The organism is Pseudomonas sp. Pseusp16, assembly GCF_047324915.1.
Lineage (GTDB): Bacteria > Pseudomonadota > Gammaproteobacteria > Pseudomonadales > Pseudomonadaceae > Aquipseudomonas > Aquipseudomonas fluorescens_CD.
In genome coordinates, this window is the sequence record NZ_CP168522.1 from 5,070,078 (window position 1) to 5,095,551 (window position 25,474).

24 protein-coding genes are annotated in these 25,474 nt (G+C 59.3%); 7 read left to right on the plus strand and 17 right to left on the minus strand.

Annotation, left to right across the window (positions count from 1 at the left end):
• Positions 1-30: 30 nt before the first annotated feature.
• On the minus strand, positions 31-1,158 hold the full coding sequence (gene coxB / locus ACEN8Q_RS22925; protein WP_111283264.1) for a cytochrome c oxidase subunit II: 1,128 nt from the start codon (positions 1,156-1,158) through the stop codon (positions 31-33).
• Positions 1,159-1,528: 370 nt separating this feature from the next.
• On the opposite strand from coxB, the gene ACEN8Q_RS22930 reads away from it, so the two are divergent.
• Positions 1,529-2,179 carry a hypothetical protein gene (locus ACEN8Q_RS22930; RefSeq protein WP_413426128.1) on the plus strand — a complete coding sequence of 217 codons (651 nt, stop codon included), beginning with the start codon at positions 1,529-1,531 and terminating at the stop codon, positions 2,177-2,179.
• Positions 2,180-2,309: 130 nt separating this feature from the next.
• On the opposite strand, the gene ACEN8Q_RS22935 is transcribed toward ACEN8Q_RS22930, so the two are convergent.
• The 3 genes from ACEN8Q_RS22935 to ACEN8Q_RS22945 all read right to left on the minus strand — a co-directional run bounded on the left by ACEN8Q_RS22935 (position 2,310) and on the right by ACEN8Q_RS22945 (position 5,960).
• The gene (locus tag ACEN8Q_RS22935; RefSeq protein WP_413703786.1) at positions 2,310-3,836 is read right to left on the minus strand and encodes a SulP family inorganic anion transporter; all 1,527 of its coding nucleotides are present in this window, start codon (positions 3,834-3,836) and stop codon (positions 2,310-2,312) included.
• A 90-nt stretch (positions 3,837-3,926) separates the two neighbouring features.
• Positions 3,927-4,658 (minus strand): carbonic anhydrase, encoded by a 732-nt coding sequence (locus tag ACEN8Q_RS22940; RefSeq protein WP_413427902.1) that lies wholly within the window; start codon positions 4,656-4,658, stop codon positions 3,927-3,929.
• Between the two features lie 243 nt (positions 4,659-4,901).
• Positions 4,902-5,960 (minus strand): PA0069 family radical SAM protein, encoded by a 1,059-nt coding sequence (locus ACEN8Q_RS22945; RefSeq protein ID WP_413427901.1) that lies wholly within the window; start codon positions 5,958-5,960, stop codon positions 4,902-4,904.
• A gap of 210 nt (positions 5,961-6,170) precedes the next feature.
• Here ACEN8Q_RS22945 and ACEN8Q_RS22950 point away from each other — a divergent pair, with 210 nt between their 5' ends.
• Positions 6,171-6,473 carry a hypothetical protein gene (locus ACEN8Q_RS22950; protein WP_413427900.1) on the plus strand — a complete coding sequence of 101 codons (303 nt, stop codon included), beginning with the start codon at positions 6,171-6,173 and terminating at the stop codon, positions 6,471-6,473.
• Between the two features lie 490 nt (positions 6,474-6,963).
• Positions 6,964-7,608: a dual specificity protein phosphatase family protein gene (locus tag ACEN8Q_RS22955; RefSeq protein ID WP_413427899.1), complete on the plus strand. Its 645-nt coding sequence runs from the start codon at positions 6,964-6,966 to the stop codon at positions 7,606-7,608.
• 41 nt (positions 7,609-7,649) lie between these two features.
• Here the strand turns inward: ACEN8Q_RS22955 and ACEN8Q_RS22960 are convergent, their stop codons facing one another.
• Together ACEN8Q_RS22960 and prlC are read right to left on the minus strand one after the other, a co-directional pair.
• The gene (locus ACEN8Q_RS22960; protein ID WP_008018424.1) at positions 7,650-7,937 is read right to left on the minus strand and encodes a YheV family putative zinc ribbon protein; all 288 of its coding nucleotides are present in this window, start codon (positions 7,935-7,937) and stop codon (positions 7,650-7,652) included.
• Complete coding sequence (gene prlC, locus ACEN8Q_RS22965; RefSeq protein ID WP_413427897.1) at positions 7,934-9,985, minus strand: oligopeptidase A; 2,052 nt, start codon at positions 9,983-9,985, stop codon at positions 7,934-7,936. Before prlC ends, ACEN8Q_RS22960 begins: the two co-directional genes overlap by 4 nt.
• A gap of 88 nt (positions 9,986-10,073) precedes the next feature.
• On the opposite strand from prlC, the gene ACEN8Q_RS22970 reads away from it, so the two are divergent.
• Both ACEN8Q_RS22970 and ACEN8Q_RS22975 read left to right on the plus strand, forming a co-directional pair.
• A complete protein-coding gene (locus ACEN8Q_RS22970) occupies positions 10,074-10,619 on the plus strand; it encodes a gamma carbonic anhydrase family protein (RefSeq protein ID WP_413427896.1) in 546 nt (181 codons plus the stop codon).
• Positions 10,620-10,645: 26 nt separating this feature from the next.
• Entirely contained in the window at positions 10,646-11,296 is a 651-nt protein-coding gene (locus tag ACEN8Q_RS22975) for an HAD family hydrolase (RefSeq protein ID WP_413427895.1), read from the plus strand.
• 141 nt (positions 11,297-11,437) lie between these two features.
• Here the strand turns inward: ACEN8Q_RS22975 and ACEN8Q_RS22980 are convergent, their stop codons facing one another.
• The 9 genes from ACEN8Q_RS22980 to ACEN8Q_RS23020 form a co-directional block, all read right to left on the minus strand.
• Entirely contained in the window at positions 11,438-12,061 is a 624-nt protein-coding gene (locus ACEN8Q_RS22980; protein ID WP_413427894.1) for an ABC-type transport auxiliary lipoprotein family protein, read from the minus strand.
• Positions 12,058-12,996, minus strand: coding sequence for an MlaD family protein (locus tag ACEN8Q_RS22985; protein WP_413703787.1), 939 nt, complete (start codon positions 12,994-12,996; stop codon positions 12,058-12,060). The genes ACEN8Q_RS22980 and ACEN8Q_RS22985 overlap by 4 nt, the downstream gene beginning before the upstream one ends.
• A 1-nt stretch (position 12,997) precedes the next feature.
• Positions 12,998-13,801, minus strand: a complete 804-nt coding sequence (locus tag ACEN8Q_RS22990; RefSeq protein WP_057397358.1) for an ABC transporter ATP-binding protein — start codon at positions 13,799-13,801, stop codon at positions 12,998-13,000.
• On the minus strand, positions 13,798-14,946 hold the full coding sequence (locus ACEN8Q_RS22995; RefSeq protein ID WP_413427892.1) for an MlaE family lipid ABC transporter permease subunit: 1,149 nt from the start codon (positions 14,944-14,946) through the stop codon (positions 13,798-13,800). The genes ACEN8Q_RS22990 and ACEN8Q_RS22995 overlap by 4 nt, the downstream gene beginning before the upstream one ends.
• Positions 14,947-15,000: 54 nt before the next feature.
• The gene (locus ACEN8Q_RS23000) at positions 15,001-16,029 is read right to left on the minus strand and encodes a DUF5924 family protein (RefSeq protein ID WP_413427891.1); all 1,029 of its coding nucleotides are present in this window, start codon (positions 16,027-16,029) and stop codon (positions 15,001-15,003) included.
• A gap of 105 nt (positions 16,030-16,134) precedes the next feature.
• Positions 16,135-17,511: a M16 family metallopeptidase gene (locus ACEN8Q_RS23005; RefSeq protein WP_413703788.1), complete on the minus strand. Its 1,377-nt coding sequence runs from the start codon at positions 17,509-17,511 to the stop codon at positions 16,135-16,137.
• Positions 17,512-17,567: 56 nt separating this feature from the next.
• Complete coding sequence (locus tag ACEN8Q_RS23010) at positions 17,568-19,226, minus strand: Na/Pi cotransporter family protein (protein WP_413427889.1); 1,659 nt, start codon at positions 19,224-19,226, stop codon at positions 17,568-17,570.
• A 286-nt stretch (positions 19,227-19,512) separates the two neighbouring features.
• Positions 19,513-20,280, minus strand: a complete 768-nt coding sequence (locus tag ACEN8Q_RS23015) for a TerC family protein (RefSeq protein WP_413427888.1) — start codon at positions 20,278-20,280, stop codon at positions 19,513-19,515.
• An 85-nt stretch (positions 20,281-20,365) separates the two neighbouring features.
• Positions 20,366-21,673 (minus strand): CitMHS family transporter, encoded by a 1,308-nt coding sequence (locus tag ACEN8Q_RS23020; protein WP_057397352.1) that lies wholly within the window; start codon positions 21,671-21,673, stop codon positions 20,366-20,368.
• A gap of 418 nt (positions 21,674-22,091) precedes the next feature.
• Between ACEN8Q_RS23020 and ACEN8Q_RS23025 the strand changes: the two genes are divergently transcribed.
• Positions 22,092-22,493, plus strand: a complete 402-nt coding sequence (locus tag ACEN8Q_RS23025) for a GFA family protein (RefSeq protein WP_413427887.1) — start codon at positions 22,092-22,094, stop codon at positions 22,491-22,493.
• Here the strand turns inward: ACEN8Q_RS23025 and ACEN8Q_RS23030 are convergent, their stop codons facing one another.
• A complete protein-coding gene (locus tag ACEN8Q_RS23030; RefSeq protein WP_413427886.1) occupies positions 22,494-22,820 on the minus strand; it encodes a DOPA 4,5-dioxygenase family protein in 327 nt (108 codons plus the stop codon).
• A gap of 61 nt (positions 22,821-22,881) precedes the next feature.
• Positions 22,882-23,832, minus strand: a complete 951-nt coding sequence (locus ACEN8Q_RS23035) for a choline sulfate utilization transcriptional regulator (RefSeq protein ID WP_413427885.1) — start codon at positions 23,830-23,832, stop codon at positions 22,882-22,884.
• A 114-nt stretch (positions 23,833-23,946) separates the two neighbouring features.
• On the opposite strand from ACEN8Q_RS23035, the gene betC reads away from it, so the two are divergent.
• Complete coding sequence (gene betC, locus ACEN8Q_RS23040; RefSeq protein ID WP_413427884.1) at positions 23,947-25,461, plus strand: choline-sulfatase; 1,515 nt, start codon at positions 23,947-23,949, stop codon at positions 25,459-25,461.
• The last annotated feature ends 13 nt before the right edge of the window (positions 25,462-25,474 follow it).

Sequence of the window (25,474 nt, forward strand, 5' to 3'; positions counted from 1 at the left end):
ACCGGTTCCGTACGTGCGCAATAGACCGGGTCATTTGCTTTCCGCCTGTTTCAGCTCCAGCACTTCTTTAGGCGTGACCATGTCGCCTTTGTTGTTGCCCCAGGCATTACGTTCATAGGTCACGACCGCCGCGATATCGACTTCCGAGAGTTGCTTGCCGAACGCCGCCATCGCGGTGCCGGGCTTGCCATGGAAGACCAGGCTCAGGTGAGCCTCTTTCGGCCCGGTGGCGATTTTCGAGCCCTTGAGTGCCGGGAACATCGGCGGCAGGCCCTGGCCTTCGGCCTGGTGACAGGCTACGCAGGTGGTGTGATAGACCTTGTCGCCGCGATCCTTGAGTTCGTCGAGCGTCCATTCCTTGCTGGTCAGCTCTTTGAGCTGCGCGACCTCGACCTTGCGATCGGCCAGCCATTTTTCGTAATCGGCCTTTTCCTTGACCTCGACCACGGTCGGCATGAAGCCGTGATCCTTGCCGCACAACTCGGCGCACTGGCCACGGTAGATGCCGGGCTTGTCAATGCGGGTCCAGGCTTCGTTGACGAACCCCGGAATCGCATCGCGCTTGACCGCGAAGGCCGGCACCCACCAGGAGTGGATAACGTCGGCAGATGTCACCAGAAAGCGCACCTTGGTGCCGACCGGCAGCACCAATGGCTTGTCGACTTCGAGCAAATAGTGCTCGCCCTTGGTTTCCTTGTTGTGGATTTGATCTTGGGGGGTGGTCAGGTTGCTGAAGAACTCGACGTCCTGGCCCAGGTACTTGTAGTGCCACTTCCACTGGTAACCGGTGATCTGGATATCGATTTCCGGCTCGCTGGCGTCGTACATCCTGATCAGGGTCGCAGTAGCGGGAATCGCCATGGCCACCAGGATCAGGAAGGGCACAATGGTCCAGAGGATTTCAACAGTGGTGCTTTCATGAAATTTGGCGGCCACCTGCCCGGTCGAGCGGCGGTGGAGAATCATCGACCAGAACATGGCACCAAAAACGATGATGCCGATCACCACACAGATCCAGAAAATGGTCATGTGCAGGTCGAATACTGCGTGACTGATTTCAGTCGCTCCAGGCGCCATATTCACAGTCCAGGCCGCTTGCGCCTGACTGAAAATCGACCACAACAGGAGGCCCATCCAGACATGTGGATGTCGCATCATTGCGGGTTCCCCTTATCGTTCTTGTTATCCCGCCGGCTTTCACCTGCGGCAAGGGAGCGGCTGCATCAGACTACGAACTTGAATCGCCGGGCCTTGCTGCACATGCAGTCGGGCGTCATCAGCTAACTCCATTCCACCCCGAGTATAGACAGCACCTCTGACCTCGCAACGCAAAGGCGTAAATCATCTGAAACAGCATTAACTTGCTTTGCAGGGCACGAATGGAGAAGGATGCAGACGAGTGGTGGCCAATCGATATAACGGCGCCGTCTGAAGGATGAAATAATTATGACAAATGCGTCTTAGCATTTTTCATAAGCCAGCTAAGTTATGTCTTCCCTATTTCATTGCCTTGTTTCCTGGAGTTTTCATGAACACCGCCGCATTGCGCGAGCAGATCCAAAAAGCCCAACAACACGAAGCCGAGACCGGCCTGCTGACGCGTCAGCTGGAAAGCAAACTGCCTCATCTACACCCGGCGATCCAGTTACCGGAAGCGGACGCCAATGGCGTGCTGACGCGTTTTGTCGCCGCTTACATCAATGAAGTTCCTGATCTGCTGGACGCAGCCAATGAAGTCGCCAGGGAAGCGGGCATCGAGTCACAGATCAAACCGGTGCTGACAATCGCCGAGCAGTACTTCCTCCAGCCGCCAGCCATCATGGCCGGTCATGTCGGGCTCGACAGCCTGCTGGATGAAGCCTACCTGGCGCACCGGTTTGTCGAAGAGGTCAACGACCTGTACATCAAGCATTTCGGCCAGCCACTGATCCCTCTGGACATGACTGTCGCCAACCTGATTGCTCACCAATTGATCGGTGAGGAGTTTGCCAACCAACTGGACGAAGTCGTACATCACGCTTTCGAACAAATGTTGACCGAAGAGAGCTTTGCGCTAGAGTTGGTGGAAGCCTACCGCGAGAAGCTCAGCAGCCCGGACACCGGCGCCGCGTGGAAGCGCTGGCCGTGCATGTCCCGCCGTTTGGGCGTAGGTCTGGAACTGGATCAGCCGGCGGCTTGATCCATCGGTAACTCCCCCTGTGGGAGCGGGCTTGCTCGCGAAGGCGGTTAACCATTCAGCAAATAAATTGGCTGATCCACCGCCTTCGCGAGCAAGTCGGATCGCCGCACCGCCGCTCCCACACTGTTATCTACCCGGCCGCGCCTATGCCGGTATTCGTCCGTACCCGCCCCTCCAGTCTTCGCTTCAATCCCCGCGATTCAATCAACAGCTTCGAGCCCTTGGCCGCATTCGCCCGACCCCAATCCTCCAGCAGCTCCAGGCACGAGTGATCGATGTAGCTCAAATTGTTGAGCGGCACATGCACCGTAGTGCCCGGCGCAATGCTGCCCAGCACCTGGGTCAGCGCCGGTACTTTGAGGAAGGTCGCCGCGCCCACCAGGCGCAATTCCATTTCCCCCTCCCGGGGCAGATCGATCAGGCTGATTTTCAAGCGAGAGGCTTTCAGCGCCAGCTTCACCAGCGTCAGGCCGAAACCAATCAACACACCAGTCAGCAGGTCCGTGAAAACGATGGCGAGAGCAGTTGCCGCGTAAGTGAACATCGGCGCCCGACCATACCGGGCCAAACCACGAAAAACCTTGAGATCCACCAGTTTGAAGCCGGTGTACACCAGCACGCCCGCCAGGCTCGCCACCGGAATGCTTTGCAGCACGCTGGACAACAACAACACGAACGCCAGCAGCCACAGGCCGTGGAAAATGGTCGAAAACCGCGTGGATGCTCCGGCCTGAACATTCGCCGAGCTGCGCACGATAACGCCGGTCATTGGCAACGCACCGAGCAGGCCACACAACATGTTGCCGACACCTTGTGCCGACAATTCCCGGTCGAAATCCGAACGCTGGCCGCTGTGCATGCGATCAACCGCCGCGGCCGAGAGCAAGGTTTCGGCGCTGGCGATGAAGGCCACGGCAAACGCGGCGATCAGCAAGGTCGGATCAGCCAGGTTGAGCAGATCCGCCGGCTTCAGCCAGTCGATGGCCTCCGCCAGGTTGGCCGGCACCTCAACCCGTTTGACCGGCAATGCCAACACCAGGCTGGCAAGCGTGGCCAGACCGACACCGAGTAGCGCGCCTGGAATGAAGCGCAGGGATTGCGGACGGCATTTTTCCCACAGCCACATGACGGCAATCGTCGACAAACCGAGCAAACCGGCTTGCCAGCCAAACGTGGGCAACGCCTGAGCCAGCGCCGCCGGGAAGGCTGCCAGGTTATCCAGGCCCGAGGGTTTGGGCACGGCATCCAGCATCACATGCACCTGAGACAGGACGATCAACACGCCAATCCCGGCCAGCATGCCGTACACCACCGCAGGCGCCGTCACCCGAAACCAGCATCCCAGTTTCAAGCGACCGGCCACCAGTTGCAGCAAGCCCGCCAGCAAAAAAATGGGGCCGAGCATGGCGATGCCGTGCTGGCGGACCAGTTCAAATACCAGAACGGCCAGGCCCGCCGCCGGGCCGCTTACCTGTAGCGGCGAGCCGGCCAGCCAGCCAACGACCAGACCACCGATGATGCCGGTGATCAGCCCCTTGGCCGGCGGCAGCCCCGAGGCAATTGCGATACCCATGCATAGGGGCAGGGCAACCAGGAACACAACCACCGAAGCCAACAGCTCCCGTGGCAGAACAGCTTTGAGTCGAGCAGCACGCATGGTGAGTCTCCCGAAGTTTTCTTCAGGCATGGCAAAGCCAGGCTGCCTGAACGGCAGCCTCGGCTGAACCACACAACGATTTAGGAGGATTTAGAAGCGCGCTTTGGGCGTCGCCACGGGAATTGGCAGGCTGCCATTGAGCGGCAGGAAACAACCTTGATCGGCGTCGTACGCTTTGATTTCGCTGGTTTCGATGTTGTAGACCCAGCCGTGGATAAACAGCTGACCGTTGGCCATACGCGAGGCCACCGACGGGTGGGTGCGCAAATGCTGCAATTGGGCGATCACATTCTCTTCGGTGAGGACGTGCATGCTTTCGCTTTCGTTAGAGCAGTTGCAGTTCTCCTGCACCATGGTTTTGGCCACTTCGGCATGTCGCAGCCAGGCTTTGACCGTGGGCATTTTTTCCAGGCTGTCCGGGTTGAGCACCGCGCGCATGGCGCCGCAGTCGGAATGCCCGCAAATGATGATGTGATGCACCCCCAGGGCCAGTACGGCGTACTCGATGGCCGTGGAAACGCCACCGTTCATTTGCCCGTAAGGCGGTACGACGTTACCGACATTGCGGGTCACGAACAGGTCGCCTGGGGAGCTTTGGGTGATCAACTCGGGGACGATGCGCGAATCGGCGCAGGCAATGAACATCGCTCGTGGCCGCTGGGCCGTGGCGAGTTTCTTGAAGAGTTCTTCCTGTTGGGGAAAGATCTCATGATGAAAATGCAAAAAGCCGTCAACGATATGCTGCAACGCTGCATCGGCGGTTTCGGCCTCGGGTAGGGCTGAAGCCGACGCAGCCAACGGCTGTTTATCCTTGTCACTCATGATTCATCCTCATTGGCGGAGTCAGGGAGACATCCCGTGTTGTTCCGTGTGAAGCCAGTGGCTGGTTAAAAAACATCCAGGTCGAACATTTCGACCCATCAGTCACTCGGTGAACAAGGTAGCGGCCAAATCTTAATTCAAACTGAATGAACCGCTCTAGAACGTGTGTTCCAGGTCACAAAAAACGTGACCAGCGTAATCCGTGAGCACGCTCTTCAGTACTCAACCATAGGCCAATTGTCCTCAAATCAACGACATTTGGCGACCCGGCGGACAAAAGGCTTCGCAATCCAGATTGAACCCCTCACGGTGATTGAGTCCCAGCCGCTTGATCGCTTTGGCAAAGCGCTGCGCCAGCAAGTCCGCAAACGGCCCTTCACCGCGCATCCTCGCACCAAAGCGGCTGTCATAAAGCTCGCCACCACGGCTCTGACGGATCAGGCTCAGGACATGCGCCGCCCGTTGAGGGTAGTGGGCCACCAGCCATTCCTCGAACAGGGGCGCCACTTCAAGCGGCAGGCGCAGCATCATGTAAGCGGCGCTCTGTGCCCCGGCGTCGTAGGCCTCGGCAAGCAGGCTTTCGAGTTCGCTGTCGTTGATCATCGGAATCACCGGTGAACACAGCACGCCCACCGGGATGCCTGCATCGCGCATGACCCTGATCGCCCGCAACCGGGCCTTGGGTGCTGCGGCCCGCGGTTCGAGGATGCGTTTGAGTTCGTCGTCCAGGGTGGTCAGGCTGATCATTACCGCCACCAGTCTTTGGCTGGCAAGCTCGGTCAGCAGGTCCAGGTCGCGAAGAATCAGCGATCCCTTGGTGACGATGGTCACCGGATGTCGGTAACGCAGGAGTACCTCGAGGGTCTGCCGGGTGATCTTGTATTCACGCTCGATCGGCTGATACGGGTCGGTGTTGGAGCCGAGATTGATCGGCGCACATTGATAGCCACGCCGGGACAGTTGTTCTTCCAGCATCTGCGCGGCGTTGGTCTTGGCGATCAGCCTGGTTTCGAAATCCAGCCCTGGCGACATGTCCCAATAGGCATGACTTGGCCTTGCGTAGCAGTAGATACAACCATGCTCGCAGCCGCGATAGGGATTGATCGAACGATCGAATGGCAAGTCCGGCGAGGTATTGCGGGTGATGATGGTTTTCGCCGTTTCGATGCGCACCTCGGTGCCTTGGGTGAGCGGTACTTCCTGGTACCAGCCGTCGTCTTCGGCCACCGAATGGCTGGGGGCAAAGCGGTTGTGCGGGTTGGTTGCGGTGCCGCGACCACGTGGGGGCAGAGAGCTAACCATCGACGGATTCCTGTATCTGTATATCCATACAGTACATGACTCACTGCGTATCGACCAGTACCGCTCAGCCCTTCATCTGATGACAGGGCCTCATGAGTTTACTTGTTCAACAAATGAAAGGAAAACTAAGGAAACATATAGTCAGTGGTTGGATTTAATACCTGCCAGTATATTTAACCCACCAAGTCCCCCAAACAAAAGGATTTATGAATGTCGTTTTTTAATCAGCGCGGCATCTTCCTGCAACTTATGCAACCGAGTCATTCGGAGCCAAACACACTGGTTTCACTGCAACTGGCTCGAAAGGAACTCAGTTGGGACGCTGAAAATGAAGCTCAAATTGAAAGTCTGGTAGACTCGGAGTTTTACACTGCTGTTTCCACAGACGGTGGTAACTCGTTCAGTATCAAGACCGTTGGCAAGGATGTCGACGAAGACGGGACCATCGGCGCTGCCGACAAAGCCAAGCTACAGGCGCTGGCCAAGGCCTATGCCAGTATCGTCAATCCATGAGCTCTGACTTTCTGATTACTGGATAGTGTAATTGCCGAATGCATGCGGGCTAGTGCATATATTCGGTAATTCGTTGGAAGATATACAAATAACTATCAAGCCAATTAGATCAGGAAAGTATCCAAACACAACAATTGATCCACGCGCCAATATCTTTTCGGGAGCTCTCTCCGTGACATTCCATATAAAGGACAAGGCAACAATTTAAAGCCTGGATCTTACGCCCACCGTTCATCAACAACAAATAATTGTTCCTCCGGGCATGGAGTATCCTTGTCGTCTTCCCGCTGAACTACCCGAGCTTCGAGTAGATGTTGAAGTGTTTGACTATGGCGCTGCACTGAACGAGCCGCTCAATGCGTTTATCACACTGAAATGTAATCCAGGCCGCGGCTTCACGATTCTTTGACGGTCCACTCACAGGCCTTTGACCGTGCATGCCTGATCCTTGCCACTATCTTTCCGTCCCTTTCTGAACGGTCACTCAAGCATGCCTTTACCACGATTTTTATCTGCGATATGCCTGTCGCTGGTTGCACTCGTTAACCTGACACCGGCACTTGCCGACGACAATATGTCGACTCGTCCAGCTGAGTGGGCTCAATCGGTCGAGAAGCAATACAACCTCTTCCAGATGTCGCCGACGCTTTACCGCAGCGCCTTGCCGGACAAGGGTGCGGTGCCGCTTCTGGAGAAGCTCAAGGTCGGCACGGTGATCAACTTCCTGCCTGAAGCGGACTCCAGTTGGTTGTCCACGCCAGGCATCACGCAGGTACAGCTACCTTATCGCACCAACCATGTAGATGACGCCGATGTGCTCAAGGCCTTGCGCGCCATCAAGTCTGCCGAAGCCAAAGGCCCGGTGCTGATGCATTGCAAACACGGCTCCGACCGTACTGGCCTGATGGCGGCTATGTACCGGGTTGTCATCCAAGGCTGGACCAAGGAGGAGGCCCTGAACGAAATGACCCAGGGCGGCTTTGGCGACAGTACCCATTTCAAGGATGGAATTCGCTACATGATGCAGGCCGATGTCGACAAACTTCGCACGGCACTGGCCAATGGCGATTGCAGCACCAGCCCGTTCGCCGCGTGCTCAATGAAGAGCTGGTTCAAGTCCGCTCATATCGAATAAAAAAAGCCCCCGTTGCATCGCGCAACGGGGGCTTTTTTCACTCAGTGCTGTTCGTCGGGCTTTTTCTTCAGCTTCGGATTCGGGAAGAACTGAACCGCCTGAACCTTGGTGTCGGCTGGTTTGAGTGCGCTGGTGTTAACCCGCGTACCTAACTCCTTGGGTACCGACAGCCCTTGCTCATTGAGTGTGTCAGAGTAACCGCAGGCCACGCACTCACGGTGCGGGACCTGGTCTTCATTCCACATCATCAATTTGTCCGGCTCGCTGCATGCCGGGCAGACCGCCCCGGCGATAAAGCGCTTTTTCGTAATCACAGGTCCCTCACTCATGCTGCTGCGTCCTCACTCAGGCCGCTGTGGCGCAAGAGTGCGTCAATCGATGGCTCACGGCCACGGAAGTCGACGAACAGCACCATCGGCTCCTGGGAACCACCGCGTGCCAGGATCGCTTCACGGAAGGCGCGACCGGTGTTGGCGTTGAGCACGCCTTCTTCTTCAAATTTCGAGAAGGCATCGGCGGACAGCACTTCTGCCCATTTGTAGCTGTAGTAACCCGCGGCATAACCGCCGGCGAAGATGTGTGCAAAGCTGTTGGGGAAGCGGTTGTAGGCCGGCGGACGCATCACCGAAACCTCGTCGCGCACACCTTCGAGTACTTGCAGCACGCCGCGACCATCGCCGTGAGTGGCGTGCAGTTCGAAGTCGAACAGCGAGAACTCCAGTTGGCGGACCATCATCAGGCCGGACTGGAAGTTTTTTGCCGCGAGCATTTTCCCGAGCAGGTCCTGAGGCAGCGGTTCGCCGGTTTCGTAATGACCGGAAATCAGCGCCAGGCCTTCCGGCTCCCAGCACCAGTTTTCCATGAACTGACTTGGCAGCTCGACGGCATCCCAGGCCACGCCGTTAATGCCGGACACGCCAGCATGCTCGACGCGGGTCAGCAGATGATGCAGGCCGTGACCGAATTCATGGAACAAGGTAGTGACTTCATCGTGGGTCAGCAGCGCCGGTTTACCGCTGTCGGCCGGAGTGAAGTTGCACACCAGGTTCGCCACCGGGCTTTGCAGAACCCCGCCAGCCGTGCGACGACGATCACGGGCACCATCCATCCAGGCCCCGCCACGCTTGTTGGCGCGAGCGTAGAGATCGAAGAAGAAGCGGCCGACGTGCTGGCCGTTTTCCTTGATTTCAAACAGGCGGACATCCGGGTGCCAGGTGTCGAAGCCTTTGAGCTCGGCAATCTCGATGCCGTACAAGCGCTGCACGATGGCGAACAGGCCGCTGAGCACCTTGTCGATCGGGAAGTAGGCGCGCAGGGCTTCCTGGGCCACGCTGTAACGCTGCTCACGGAGTTTTTCGCCGTAGAAACCGCTGTCCCAGCTTTGCAGGTCCGGGCAACCTTGCTCGGCAGCGTAGGCCTTGAGCTGTTCCAGATCCTGGGCGGCGAACGGTTTGCTGCGCTTGGCCAGGTCGCGCAGGAAGCTCAGCACCTGATCACTGGATTCAGCCATTTTGGTCGCCAGGCTCAGCTCGGAGAAACTGCTGAAACCCAACAGCTTGGCCAGCTCCTGACGCAGGTCGAGGATTTCTTCCATGACCGGGCCGTTGTCGTTCTGGCCGGCATTCGGCCCCTGGTCCGACGCACGGGTGCAGTAAGCCGCGTAGACCTCTTCACGCAGTGCGCGGTCCTGGGCGTAGGTCATCACCGCGTAATAGCTCGGGAATTCCAGGGTGATCAGCCAGCCGTCCAGGCCCTTGGCCTCGGCCGCAGCAGTCATTTGTGCCTTGGCCGAATCGGTCAGGCCGGCGAGGGCGGCTTCATCGGTGATGTGCTTGGTCCACGCCTGAGTGGCATCGAGCAACTGGTTGGAGAAACGGCTGCCCAGTTCGGAGAGTTTGCTCTGCACTTCGGCGTAACGCTTCTGTTCGGCTTCCGGCAGGTCGATACCCGACAGACGGAAGTCACGCAGGGAATGTTCCAGGATAGTTTTCTGCGCCACCTCGAAACCGCCGGCCTCCGGGCTGCTGGCCAGGGCTTCGAAGGCCTGGAACAGTTCGCGGTTCTGGCCCAGCTCGGTGGAGTAGGCGCTCAAGGCCGGCAGGCACGACTCGTAGGCTTCACGCAGCTCGGCACTGTTGCACACGGCATTGAGGTGGCTGACAGGGCTCCAGGCAGCGCCCAGACGGTCGTTGAGTTCGTCCATCGCCAGCACCAGGCCGGCCCATGTTGGCTGTTTGGCCTGGGTCTTGAGGATCTCGACGATGGCAGCACGGTTGTCAGCCAGGATCTGCTCAATGGCCGGTTGTACGTGTTCGGCGCGGATGGCGGAGAACGGTGGCAGGTCGTAGGACTGCAAAAGAGGGTTGTTCACGCTCACGGTTGATACCTTGGCTGGAGAAACATGTAGCCATCTTAATTACAATCGACACTCACCGCAGCTATCAGCAACAGAGAGAAACCCTATCGTGAACCTTCGCAAGTATCAGGACCACACGCCGCAGCTCGGCAAAGGCGCTTTTGTCGACAGCTCGGCGGTAGTGATCGGCGACGTTGAAATCGGCGAAGACAGCTCGGTCTGGCCGCTGACGGTGATCCGTGGCGACATGCACCGCATCCGCATCGGCGCGCGCACCAGCGTGCAGGATGGCTGCGTGCTGCACATCACCCACGCCGGGCCGTTCAACCCCGATGGCTTCCCGTTGCTGATCGGCGATGACGTGACCATCGCCCACAAGGTCATGCTGCATGGCTGTTCGGTGGGCAGCCGGGTGTTGATCGGCATGGGCAGCATCGTCATGGACGGTGCGGTGGTCGACGATGAGGTGATCATCGGTGCCGGCAGCCTGGTGCCGCCGGGCAAGCATCTGCAAAGCGGCTTCCTGTATGTGGGCAGCCCGGTGAAGCAGATCCGCCCGCTGACTGACAAGGAGCGCGCCTTTTTCACCTACAGCGCGGCGAACTACGTGAAGCTCAAGGACCTGCATCTGGCCGAAGGCTACGACCAGCTTTGACCCGGCCCTCTTATTCAGGATTCAACATGCATTACCAAAGCGTTTTATTCGACCTCGATGGCACCCTGACCGACCCGCGCGAGGGCATCACCCGTTCGATCCAGTTCGCCTTGGGCAAACTGGGTATCGATGAACCGGACCTGGCCAAACTCGAACATTTCATCGGCCCGCCACTGTTGCAAGCGTTCATGCAGTTCTACGACTTCGACGAAGCCAAGGCGTGGGAAGCGGTGAATTTCTACCGCGAGCGATTCAAGGTCACCGGCCTCTACGAAAACCGGGTGTTCGACGGCGTCACGCCGCTGCTGGAAACCCTGAGCGGGCAAGGCCGGCAGCTGTACATCGCGACTTCGAAACCGTGGGTGTTCGCCCGGGAAATCGCCCGGCATTTCGATTTTGCCAAGCACTTCAAGGTGATTTACGGCAGCGAACTGGATGGCACCCGGACCAACAAGGTCGAGCTGATCGCTCACCTGATGGCCGAAGAACACCTGGACCCGGCCAGCACCTTGATGATCGGCGACCGCAAGCACGACCTGATCGGCGCGCGAAGCAACGGCCTGGACGCGGCGGCGGTGGGTTACGGGTTCGGCAGCCACGAAGAACTGAGCGCTGAAGCACCGGCGTATCACTTTGAAACGCTGGAAGCGCTGCATCAGGCGTTTTTACAGCGCTAGTTGAAACACACCAAACCAATGTGGGAGCGGCGGTGCGGCGATCCGACTTGCTCGCGAATGCGGTGCATCAGGCAACATTAATGTCGACTGACACTCCCTCTTCGCGAGCAAGCCCACTCCCACAGGGGACGGTGTACTTGCTCAGGGTTTTGGCGGCGGCGCGAGTCTCTGCCCTTGCTCGACTGTCCAGTTCACCACCTGTGCGGTCAGCTGATCGTTCGCCTGACCAAACCCCGCTACCACCGCCGGGACTTGCACGCTGCTCAACGGCTGGCGCACTTCAAAGCGGCGGCTGGCGAGGATGCGCTGGTCGTAACTGCGCACCAGCAATGCATCCAGACGCACCACCACGCCGGCATTCGTACCCTGGTATTCAGTCTGGAACGCCTGCAGGCTGCCACCCAATTCAAGATCGGTCTGGAAAATACTGTCATCGGTGCTCAACAACGGCACCCGCCCGTCATGCTGGAAACCTTCCAGCAGGCGGTTGCGCACCAGCACCGGCACCGGATCGCTCCAGCGCGAGCCCTTGTAGTGGCTGATCACATCGCCCTGAGGAATCACTGCAATGTTCGGACTGTTCAAGGCTTCGCTGGACTGGAGTTTGGTCAGACGCAACGACCAGCGTTGCGGCGTGCCATGGCTGGCCGATGCATTCTGGACCGAAGGCAATCGATAGACCTCGAAGGGCTCGGGCTTGGGCAGGATCGAGCACGAACTGATCAGCGTGAAGCCAGCGAGGAGGGCGAACCGGATCAGCTTCATGGCGTGAATTCCTTGGTCTTGTCACCGCCCAGCAGGTAACCACTGGGGTTGGCCTCCAGACGTTTGGTAATAACGCGCAACGAAGACAGGGTTTCGCGCATCTCGCGCACGGCCGGACCCAGGCCATTGAGGCCTTGCATGCCGCTGTTGAGCGAATCCTGATTGGCGCTGATCAGAGTGTTGAGGGTAGCGCTGCTCTCCTGCAGCGACTTCATCGCCTGCTCGGCATTGTCGAGCACATCCTTGCCATGCTCATTGAGCAACCCGTTGGCATTGCGCATCAGCGTCGTGGTCTGCTCAAGCATGTTGTTGGCCTGTTTGCCGACCGAGGCCAGTTGCTGCATGGCCTGGCGGATATCGCCGCGCTGCTCGGCAATGGTCCCGGTGGTTTGCTCCAGGTGCTCCAGGGTTTTGCTGATGCGCTCGATGTTTTCCGTGGAGAACATCAGATTGACGTTTTGCATCAGCGTGTTCACACCGGACATCAGGTCGTTGCTGTCGTTGAGCAGGCGGGCGATGGGCGAGGGTGATGCGACGATGGTCGGCAGGTTGCCATCCTTGCCCTTGAGCGTCGGACTCTGTGGCGTGCCGCCGCTGAGCTGGATGATCGAGGTCCCGGTGACGCCGGTCAGGGCCAGTTTGGCATTGGTGTCTTCCTTGACCGGGGTATCACCGGCCAGGCGAATGCGCGCCAGCACTCGCCGCGGGTCCTTCGGGTCCAGGCGCAGCGAAATCACGTCGCCCACCTTGATCCCGCTGTACTGCACCGAACTGCCCTTGGACAAACCGCTGACCGCCTCGTTGAACACGACCTCGTAGTCCTTGAACTCGGTATCGACACTGGACTTGGCCAGCCACAGACCGAACAGCAGCGCGGCTGTCACCACAATCACGGTGAACAGGCCGATCAATACATGATGGGCTCGGGTTTCCATGTCAGACCTCGTTGAGCTGTTGGGCGGCTGTCAATGCCGCGCGGCCGCGAGGGCCATGGAAGTATTCGTGAATCCACGCATCGTTGGTTTCCGACACCTTGTCGATGGCGTCCGCCACCAGCACCTTTTTCTGCGCCAGCACCGCCACCCGGTCGGTGATGGTGTAGAGCGTGTCGAGGTCGTGGGTCACCAGAAAGACACTCAGGCCCAGGGCATCACGCAGGGTCAGGATCAATTGGTCGAACGCGGCGGCGCCAATCGGGTCGAGACCGGCGGTGGGCTCGTCGAGAAAAAGGATGTCCGGGTCCAGCGCCAATGCCCGGGCCAGCGCGGCACGCTTGATCATGCCGCCGGACAGCGAAGAGGGGTACTTCTCTGCGGCCGACAGCGGCAGCCCGGCCAGGGCCATCTTCACCGCCGCCAGGTGCTCGGCGTCATTGCGGCTCAAGCCGGCGTGTTCTATCAGCGGCAGGGCGACGTTCTCTGTCACCGTCAGCGAAGAGAACAGCGCGCCTTTCTGGAACAGCACGCCGAATCGCCGCTCCACCCGCGAGCGCTCGTCCTCGGACAAGGTTGGCAGGTTTTTCCCGAAGACTTTCACCACGCCTTCGCTGGGCTGGCGCAACCCGACAATGCTGCGCAGCAGCACCGACTTGCCGCTGCCGGAGCCGCCGACCACGGCGAGGATTTCGCCCTTGTACAAATCCAGGTCGAGGTTCTCGTGCACGCTCTGGCGGCCAAAGCGATTGCACAACCCACGCACTTCTATCACCGCCTCGGAGGGCGCTCGGGGGATACGACTCACCAGCCCATCTCCATGAAAAACATCGCGGCTATCGCATCAAACACGATCACCACGAAAATCGACTGCACCACACTCGACGTGGTGTGAGCGCCGACGGATTCGGCGCTGCCACTGACCTTGAAACCTTCGAGGCAGCCGATGGCAGCAATCAGGAAAGCGAACACCGGTGCTTTGACGATCCCCACCAGAAAGTGCTGAACACCGATGTCCGTTTGCAGTAGCGATAGGAACATCGCTGGCGAGATATCCAGCGCCACCGCGCAGACCACGCCACCGCCGATAATCCCCGACAGCATCGCCAGAAAAGTCAGCATCGGCAGGGCAATCAGCAACGCCAGGACCCGCGGCACCACCAGCAACTCCACGGGATCGAGGCCCAGCGTGCGGATGGCGTCGATTTCTTCGTTGGCCTTCATCGAACCGATTTGCGCCGTGAACGCACTGGCGGTGCGCCCGGCCATCAGGATCGCGGTCAGCAGCACACCGAATTCGCGCAGAAAGGCAAACCCCACCAGGTCCACGGTAAAGACAGTGGCGCCGAACGTGGCCAGCACCGTCGACCCGAGAAACGCCACCACGGCGCCCACCAGAAAAGTCAGCAATGCAACGATGGGGGCGGCGTCGAGACCGGTCTGTTCGATATGGGCGATCATCGGCGTGACACGCCAGCGCTTGGGACGGAACAGGCCTCGGACAATGGTTTCGATGATCAGGCCAACGAAACCCAGCAGCTGCAGGGTGTCCTGCCAGACGGTGTCCACCGCGCGGCCGATGCGGGTCAGCAACTGAATGGAAACACTGACTTCCGGCTCCTTGATCGGTACGCAGAAATCGGTCAACGAACAGTAGACCGTTTGCAGCAACGCGCGATCGGCGGCGGAAAGCGTGCAATCAGGATGTTCGGCAGAGCGACCAAGGCGCTCGGAGCCGAGCAGTTCTACCAGCAGCGAGGCGCCGGCGGTGTCGAGGGCGCCGAGACCATTGAGGTCGATGGGGGTGTTGGCGTCGTACTGGCCGTGGAGCTTTTCGCACAACAGCTTGAGGTCAGCATAATGGGCAAGCGTCCAGTCGCCCGTCACCCGCAACCGCGCAGGTGTGATCGACGTGTCTAATCGGGCGTTGCCGGCCATCGTGCTGCTGATCATAAGCTCCGTGCTTGTTCTGTGATTTCGCAGCTCTACGTAATAGCACGAACCGTACTACTTTTCTTTGATCGCTGTGCTGTCCGTGACTTCGAAACGCAGCACGCCGATGACCTGGCCATCTTCGGTCAGTACCCGAACCTGCCATTTGCCGGCCGGATTGCCCGGGAAGTTCTGCTTGTGGGTCCAGGCCCGGTAACCTTCCTTGCGCCCGCCGCGAATATCCAGGGGGATGCGGTCGACCTCTTTACCGTTGAACTGCCAGACGTGATAAATCCTCTCGTCCAGGCCACGCGGGGCGTTGATCGCGGTGTACGCGTAGAGCCCGCCATTGCGGATCTGCTCGGCGCTGACTTCGTCGAGGCTGGCGCCAGGCGTGCGGTCCTGCATTTGCGTGCTGATGGCCACGTCGGTCATCCACAGCGTCGCCGGCGGCACCCACGAGCGCAGCTCCCAACCGACGAAGCCAATGCCCAGGGTGATACTCAAAATCGCCAGCGCACTGCGCAGGGTACGAATCGGGAAGATCGACGCCAGGCTCGGGAACGACAGCAGCACCGAGATGCCCAGTGCCCATTTGAAACTTTGCGCGGTGGTCAGGTGCATGATCACCGGCAACGCAGTGAGCAGCGCGGCGAACAGGGTCAGGGTGTGCAGCGCCAGAAACGCCCAGCGCCGTGGCGCCAGCCACTTGTAGTAGAGCGGGTCGACAATCGAAATCAGCGCCGCGATGCCCAGCAGCCCGGTGAAAACCAGCTGGCCGCTGTTCCACGTCGTGGTGATGAAGAAAAACGGCAGGACGAAAAACAGGCTTTCCTGATGGATCATCTGCGTCGCGTAGCGCAGCAACGGTTCCGGGATTTCGCGCTTGAAAATGCGCGTGAACAGCTTGGTCAGGCTGTTTTCCAGCATCAGCCAGATCCAGCTGATCAGCATGATGGTGGTAATCCAGCTCGCCAGGCCTTGCTGGCGATCGACCAGAATGAAACTGCACACCCCGGAGATGAAACCACCGAGCGCAATGACCCCGGGGTAGCGCTTCATCAATTCGAGAATGCGCTGTACGAAAAGGGTCAGGTTTTGCATTTGGCGGGTTCACAGTCGTCGTAGGAAAAAACCTCGACAGGGTACCCGCGAGGGCGCCGCGTGGCGAGGGTTTGCGGTCAGCTACACCGCTCCCACAAGGAATGTTTACCTTGTGCGATGAAAACGCCACGCCACCAGACTTAACACCAGCAACCCCGCCACTGCGACCACCAACCACATCAACTGGTCATAACTGAACAACGGTTTTTCGATCCGCAAATACCCCGGCTGCAACAGCAGTTCACGCACGGCCTTGTTCGCCTCTTCCAGCGTCACCCCTTGCAGCTCCCGGGCCGGGTCGGCGAAGCGGCCGTCCTCGTAATCACCGATGGCGCTCCAGTAGTAATCGGCCAATGCACTGTTACCTTGTACGGCCCAGGCCTGACGGGCAATCGCGGCCTGCTTCAGGCGGTCAAAGGTGTCGACATTGAGGCCGTCCTTGAGCAGTGTGGCCTTCAAGTCATCGAGCACTTGTTCGGCCTCTGGCAGATCGTCGCGCTCAAGGTCGGCATTGAGGCTCATGAAACCCACACCGCCGAACACCTGGCGTTCCGCCCACGGCCCGTAGGATAGACCGTGAGCCAGACGCAGCTGGCGATAAAGCGCCCAATCCAGATAATCCTTGAGCAAATCGAAGGTTTCGTCGTGCCCGTCTTCCAGCACCGGCTCCGGCACCAGCCAGTGCAATTTGACGCCGTTGCCGACCAAACCGTGGGTCAGGGTGCGCTCGTGGGCGGCGCTGGCCTGGATTTGCGGCAGTGGTGGATGCTCGCCGGGGGTAATCGCTTCCAGCGCACCATACGCCCGTTCCAGATAGGCCGGCAGTAATCTGTCGAGGTCGCCGACTACGATCAGGGTCATGTTGTTCGGCGCATACCAGTCCTTGCGCACCCGCTCCAGTTGCTCACGGGTCAGGTCATGGACTTGCGCACGCTCCGGGCATTTGAGGCCCAGCTCCACAGCCAGCTGGTTGCTGGCCGTGTGGCCCAGGTCCTGACGATCGAGCCAGCGCTGCAGGTGCGAGTAGTGGCCACCGTCTTCGCGCTCGACCACTTGCTTGGCTGCGTTGATAGCGTTGTCGTCGAAGTGGGTCTGGGTCAGCAACGCCAGCAGCAAGTCGAGCACTTTGCGCTGGTTTTTCGCCGGGGCTTCGATGACGAAAGTCGTATCGGCATTGCTGGTGAACGCGTTCCACTCACCTCCAAGGGCCTGCATGCGCTCTTCCAGGCCGCCTTCGCCGCTGGCGTCGATGCCGCTGAACAGCAGGTGTTCCAGCAGATGCGGCAATTCCTTTTCTTCGCAATTGAAATCGTCCAGGCCAACGCCGACCACCAGCCGGATCGCCACATGCCCACGGTCAGTGCCGGGTTTGAGCAGCAACTGCAAACCGTTGCGCAGTGTGTAGCCCTCGACCTGGAAGCGATCCAGGGCGAATGACGGGAGTGAACCAAGCAACAGGCAGGCGAACAACAGACAACGCATAACGAGGTTCCGTACGGCTAGCGTAAGTTCAACAGACTTCAGGCAACTGTGGACGTTCAGGGTGAATGCGTAATGTCAGTCAAATCGTCGACCACCAGTGCGCCGGTTTCGGATGTTTCCAGCACCACGTAGGCACTGCTGCAAAACAGCGAATTGAGACGTTTCATGTCGGCGATCAGCTCCAGGTGCAACGAACTGGTTTCGATACTTTGCACGATTTTACGTTGCAAGCGGCTGACATGAGCATGGGCCAGGCGCCGTTCCTGTGCACGGAAACGACGTTTCTCACGCAACAGTTGCCGGGCACTTTCCGGGTCGGCGCTGAGAAACACCGACATCCCGAGCCGCAGGTTGGAAATCAACTGAGTCTGCAGCCCGGTCAACTCGTCCAGCCCGACTTCGGAAAACGACCGGCGCTGCGAGGTTTTCTGCTGCTGGACCTTGCGCAGCATGCGTTCGATCAAGTCGCTGGCGAGTTTCAGGTTAATCGCCAGTTCGATGATTTCCGCCCAGCGTCGGCTGTCCTGATCGCTGAGATCTTCCCGGGGCATTTGCGCCAGATACAATTTGATCGCGCCGTACAGCGCTTCGACATCGTCGGTCAGGCGCCGCATTTCCTGGGTGACGGCAGTTTGCTTGCCACGCAAAACGTCGAGCATGGCTTCGAGCATGCTATCGATCAGGTCGCCAATGCGCAGGGTTTCCCGAGCCGCGTTGGCGAGCGCCAAACCAGGGGTGACCAACGCCGTGGGATCAAGGTGCCGGGGCTTGGCCATGCCGTTGGCCTGCGGGCGCTCTGGCAGCACCCAGGCACAGAACCTGGCCATCGGCCCGACACTGGGCAACAGGATCAGGCAACGCGCGGTGTTGTAGAGCAGGTGAAAGCCAATAACCATTTCCTGAGGGCTGAAATCGAAGCCATCGAGCCAGTGCACCAACGGATCGAGTACGGGAATGATCAATAACAGACCAATCAGTTTGTACAGCAGGCTGCCCAACGCCACTTGGCGCCCGGCGGCGTTCTGCATGCTGGTGCTGAGGAAGGCGAGCACGCCGCTGCCGATATTGGCGCCGATCACCAGCCCGATGGCCACCGGCAGGCTGATCACATTGGCACCCGCCAGGGTCGCGGTCAGCAGCACAGCGGCCAGGCTGGAATAGGACATCATCGCGAACAGCGCGCCAACCAGGGCGTCGAGCAGGATGTCGCCGGTGAGCGAGGCGAAAATCACCTTCACCCCTTTGGCATGGGTAATCGGGTGCGCCGCTTCGACAATCAGTTGCAGCGCCAGAATGATCAAGCCCAGGCCAATGGCGACACGGCCCATTTGCCCGAGTCGGGTCTGCTTGCGCGACAGAAAGAAGATCACCCCGACAAAAATCAGCAGCGGCGACAGCCACGACAGGTCGAACGTCAGCACCCGTGCCATCAGCGCCGTACCGACATCGGCACCGAGCATGGTGACCAGCGCCGGCGTAAGCGCCATCAGGCCCTGGCCGACAAAGGAAGTGACAAGCATGGCGGTGGCGTTGCTGCTCTGGACCATCGCTGTCACGACTATCCCGGAGACGAAAGCCAGCCAGCGGTTGGACATGTTCTGGCCAATGACATGGCGCAGATTGGTGCCGTAGACCCGCAGGATGCCGGTTCGGACGATGTGCGTGCCCCAGATCAGCAGGGCCACGGCAGAAAGCAAATTGAGCAGGGTGAGCATACCGGCCCCCTGTGGTGTAGCGCCCCAAAGGAGCAAATTAACGGTGCCGCGTGACGTTCTACGTTCTGTACATAAGCTGTAGTTGGCTAACGGCCTGCGCGCCAGCATCGCATAGCCAAAGAAGGGATTGAAACAAAACTGTCATGAAATCCGGTTTAAGCAACCCACAAAAACAAAGTGGGAGCGGGCTTGCTCGCGAAGGCGTCGTGTCAGTCGACATTAATGTTGTCTGACACACCGCTTTCGCGAGCAAGCCCGCTCCCACAGGGTGTTGCGTATTACCGGGTTACTGGCCCGGAATGTCCTTGCGCAGCTTTACCGGAGCTTGCTGCGCCTTCTTTTTTGCAATGGTTGTGCGCATCCTGATGTTGATAGCTTCCACTGCCAGCGAGAACGCCATGGCGAAGTAGACGTAGCCTTTTGGCACGTGCACGTCGAAGGCTTCGGCAATCAGCACCGTACCGACGATCAACAGGAACGACAGGGCCAGCATCTTCAGCGATGGGTGCTTGTCGATGAATTCACTGATGGTGCCGGATGCCCACATCATCACCAGCACGGCCACGATGATTGCCGCGACCATGACCGGCACGTGGGAAACCATGCCGACTGCGGTGATCACCGAGTCCAGGGAGAACACGATGTCGATGATCGCGATCTGGATGATGGTGTAGAGGAAGTTGCCGCCCTTGCCCGAAGGCTCGTCGTTGCTCTCATCTTCACCTTCCAGCGCGTGGTACATCTCTTGCGAGCTTTTCCACAGCAGGAACAGACCACCGAAGAACAGGATCAGGTCGCGTCCGGAAATACCCTGGCCGAACAGTTCGAACAGGTCCGCCGTCAGGCGCATGACCCAGGTGATCGACAGCAGAAGCAGAATTCGCGTGACCATGGCCAGCGCCAGCCCGAAAATCCGGGTGCGCGCCTGCATGTGTTTGGGCATGCGGCTGACCAGGATCGAAATCATGATGATGTTATCGATACCCAGGACGATTTCCAGGGCGGTCAGGGTAAAGAAGGCAACCCAGATTTCAGGGTTGGTCAGCCAATCCATGTGTATTCCTTTGAGCGAGTGTTAAACCACAAAGGGCCCGGGCTTCAAACAGCGAAGCCTGGACCCGAAGTGGTGAGTCTTGGGCTTATAGAGTGCTGAACACCGGGAAAGTCCCCAATAGCAAAGCAGCAATCAGTATGCAGGTACAAACCAGCACTGCCCACTTGAGGGTGAAGCGCTGGTGGTCACCGAAATCGATGCCGGCCAGGGCCACCAACAGATAAGTCGATGGAACCAGCGGGCTCAACAGGTGGACGGGCTGACCGACGATCGAGGCACGTGCCATTTCCACCGCGGTTATACCGTAATGGCTCGCGGCTTCGGCAAGTACCGGTAACACGCCGTAATAAAATGCATCGTTCGACATGAAGAATGTGAACGGCATGCTCACCAGCGCCGTGATCACTGCCAGATACGGGCCGAGGAAATCCGGGATCACCGCCAGCAGGCTTTTCGACATCGCATCGACCATCCCGGTGCCGGTCAGGATACCGGTGAAGATACCGGCCGCAAAGATCAGCCCGACCACGGCCAATACGCTACCGGCGTGAGCCGCGACGCGATCCTTCTGCTGTTGCAGGCAAGGATAGTTGACGATCATGGCGATACTGAACGCCACCATGAACAGCACCGGCAATGGCAGCAGGCCGGCGATCAGGGTGCCCATCAGGGCCAGGGTCAGGGCGCCGTTGAACCAGATCAGGTTCGGACGACGGGCATCCGGGAACTGCGAAACGCTGATTTCGCTGTGGTCGATTTCATCACCCACCAGGTGCAGTTCACCCAGGCGTGCACGCTCACGCTTGCCGTAGAAGTAGGCGATGACCAGGATCGCCACTACACCGGCCAGCATCGCAGGGATCATCGGTACGAAGATGTCGGACGGGTCCACATGCAACGCACTGGCGGCACGAGCGGTCGGGCCGCCCCACGGGGTCATGTTCATCACGCCACCGGCGAGGATGATCAGGCCGGCCATGATCCGCGGGCTCATGCCGATACGGCTGTAGAGCGGCAGCATGGCGGCCACGCAGATCATGTAAGTGGTGGCGCCATCACCGTCCATGGACACGATCAGCGCCAGTACGGCGGTACCGACCGAAACTTTCAGCGGGTCGCCCTTGACCAGTTTGAGGATCTTGCGCACGGCCGGGTCGAACAGGCCGGAGTCGATCATCAGGGCGAAGTACAGGATTGCGAACATCAGCATCACGCCGGTTGGCGCAAGCTTGGTGATGCCTTCGAGCATCATCGGGCCTATCTTCGGCGAAAAACCGCCGAACAGGGCAAAGATGATCGGAATGATGATCAGGGCGATCAGCGCGGAAAGGCGCTTGGTCATGATCAGGAACATGAACGTGATGACCATGGCGAAGCCAAGGAAAGTCAGCATGGGAATACTCCAGGCGTAGCGCGACTAGGGAATGGGCGGATCGGGCGGGATCAGCGCAGTACGGGAAGCACGAGACGTACGGACGGAGTTGCAGCGAAGCGGCGGGTAGAAGAGGACATCAGAATCACCATTGTTGTTGTTAAATGGGCTGTGCGAGCGATAAAACGCTGGCATTGGCCAACCGGTCTGTTGCCGGTAGTGGGGGCGATCCTAATCGGGGAAGCTTTCAGCCAGCTTTCGGCGATGAACGCGTTGATCGGAAGTACAACCGGTCGTCGGACTGGGGCATGAAGGTGAACCGGGTTACGGCCTTCGCGAGCAAGCCCGCTCCCACACCGGATCTGTGTCGTACACAAAGCCAATGTGGGTGCGGGCTTGCTCGCGAAGGCGTCGGTAATTACGCATCAGGAGCAATGCCATGAACGAAATTCACACCGGCGGCTGCCACTGCGGGCAACTGCGCTATCAATTCAGCGGGCCACTGCAGGATATCGTCCACTGCCATTGCTCGATTTGCCGACGGGTGAGCGGCGGCATCGTGACCACCTGGATCACCGTGCCGGCATCCGCCTTTCAATGGCTGGCCGGGACGCCGTCGCGGTACGACTCTTCCTCTACCTGCGCGCGATATTTCTGCGGCCACTGTGGGGCGCAATTGGCAGTGGTGACGCACCTGAGCCCGGACAGCATCGACTTGACCATCGCCACCCTCGACCATCCCGAGCAAGCACCGGCCGAGCGACACATCTGGACTGACAGCCGCCTGCCGTGGCTGCATCTGGACGAACACTTGCCCGGTGAGGCTGAAGAAACACTCTGATCAAAAAATAGACAGGTCCAGCGGCCGGATTGCGCCCATCCAGATCGCGTGCTCAGTGTGGTCAAGCAAATCGTCGCCGGTGTCCGGGTGCAGGAACACCACCAGCCCTTTGCGGTTGAGCACCAGCCACGGCAGTACCTCGCCCAGCACCTGTGGCTCGAACGCCAACTGACAGCTCCAGTCCGGGTGCGGACCGACCGGGCGCTCGTGCACGCGACCCATTTTCAGTGGAAACAGTTGCGCCGCCTGCTCACACAAGGCCCGCGCCTGATCGATGGTGCTGGCGTCGAAATAGACATGGGCGTGGTAGCCCGTTATGCGCTGCATTGGAAATCCTCTAAATCCGGTCGGGCAGATCACGCGGCACAGGCTGCGATCTTTTCACGTTTCACACCGCAATCGAAGGCAATGACAACCCCGACAACGACTCCGCACTGCTGGCCTGCTCGGCCATCAACCAGTCCACAAATCGCTGGATCAATGCTCCGCGCCGTTTGCGTTGTGGCAGGACCACGTAGTAGCCCAACCTGGACATCGCGGTTTCGGCAATCGGTCGACACAACAGCCCCTGGGCCAGCAAGTTATCCACAAGGTGGCGCCAGCCAATGGCCACGCCCTGCCCGCCAATCGCCGCCTGAATCAGCAAGGTGTAATTGTCGAAGCGCAGTTGCCCGGGCGCCGGAGCCGAGGTGATGCCCAACTCGCGGAACACACCGCTCCAGTCGAACCAGTTACTGCTGTGTTCCCCACGCAGGTGCAGCAACGGAAACTCCAGCAATGCCTGGGCCGGCAAGGGCAAGGTCCGCTCGCTCAACAACTGCGGGCTGCACACCGGAAACACTTCCTCGCTGAACAGCCAATGGCTTTCACCCTGCTTGAAGCGGCCATCGCCGAACAGCACCGCCACATCGATATCGGTACGTAGCATGTTATGGCTGCGTTCACTGGTGACCAGGCTGACATCCACCTGCGGATTGGCCGCGTGAAAGCGGTGCAATCGCGGCATCAACCAATAGGCGGCGAAGGCAAAATCCGTGGCAACCTGCAGCACTTCATGCTGTTGCTGTGCACTGATTGCGCTCAATCCTGCGTCTATATTCTGCAAACCGAGCTGAACCTGCTCGAAAAGAATCTGCCCGGCCTCGGTCAGTTCGATGCCGCGATAAATGCGGTCGAACAGGCGAGTCGCCAGTTGTTCCTCCAGGCGCTTGATCTGCTGGCTGATGGCCGGTTGCGTGGTACCCAGCTCAACCGCCGCCGCAGTGAAGCTGTGCTGTCGGGCCGCCGCTTCGAAGGCACGAAGCAGGTCCAGTGACAGGTCACCAAGGGTGTCATACATAAGCTGTGCTTATCCTAGTCATTGCCGTGCATGGGCTTTACCGCAAAGTGCGAGGGTTTCATTCTCGAAGCCAGCACTCTCGCATAAACATCCACTATGGAATGCCGCGATCACATGAAGCGCAAGAACATTCTTTTCATCATGGCCGATCAAATGGCCGCGCCAATGTTGCCGTTCTACGGCCCGTCGCCCGTCAAACTCCCCCATCTCAGCCGCCTCGCCGAACAGGGCGTGGTGTTCGACTCCGCTTATTGCAACAGCCCGTTGTGTGCGCCGTCGCGTTTCACCCTGGTCAGTGGCCAGTTGCCGAGCAAGATCGGCGCCTACGACAACGCCGCCGATTTCCCCGCCGACGTACCGACCTACGCCCACTACCTGCGTCGCCTCGGATACCGCACCGCCTTGTCGGGCAAGATGCATTTCTGTGGGCCGGACCAGTTGCATGGCTACGAAGAACGCCTGACCAGTGATATTTACCCCGCCGACTACGGCTGGGCGGTGAACTGGGATGAGCCGGACGTGCGTCCGACCTGGTATCACAACATGTCGTCAGTGCTGCAAGCCGGCCCGTGCGTGCGCACCAATCAGCTGGATTTCGACGAAGAGGTGGTGTTCAAGGCCCGGCAGTACCTGTTCGACCATATCCGCGAAGATGGCGACCAGCCGTTCTGCCTGACCGTTTCGATGACTCACCCGCACGACCCGTACACGATTCCCAAAGCCTTCTGGGATCTGTACGACGACGCCGACATCCCGTTGCCTGCAACGCCGGAGCAGTACGATCTCGATCCGCACTCGCAACGTTTGCTCAAGGTCTATGACCTGTGGGACAAACCTCTGCCTGTGGACAAGATACACGACGCCCGCCGCGCCTATTTCGGCGCGTGCAGCTATATCGACAGCAACGTCGGCAAACTCCTGCAAACCCTCGAAGATACCGGGCTGATCGATGACACCATCATCGTGTTCTCCGGCGACCACGGCGACATGCTCGGCGAGCGCGGGCTCTGGTACAAAATGCACTGGTTCGAAATGGCCGCACGGGTTCCCTTGTTGATCAGCGCGCCGGGGCAATTCGGTGCCGGTCGGGTCAGCGCCAGCGTTTCGACCGCCGACCTGCTACCGACATTCGTCGAACTGGCCGGTGGCTCGCTGGAACCGGGCTTGCCGCTGGATGGCCGTTCGCTGGTTCCGCACCTGCAAGGGCAGGGCGGTCACGACGAGGTATTCGGCGAATACATGGCCGAAGGCACCATCAGCCCGCTGATGATGATCCGCCGAGGTGCCTACAAATTCATCTACAGCGAAGACGACCCCTGCCTGCTCTTCGACGTACACAATGACCCTCACGAACGGGAAGAACTCAGCCATTCGCCACAACATCGTCAGTTGTTCGACGATTTTCTCGCCGAAGCGCGAGCCAAGTGGAATATCCCGACGATTCACCAGCAGGTGCTTGCCAGCCAGCGGCGCCGGCGTTTCGTGGCCGAGGCGCTGACCCTCGGCAAGCTGAAGAGCTGGGATCACCAGCCGCTGGTGGACGCCAGTCAGCAATACATGCGCAACCACATCGACCTCGACGATCTGGAGCGTAAAGCACGTTATCCACAACCCTGCCAAAACCAATAACGTTAAGGGGAAG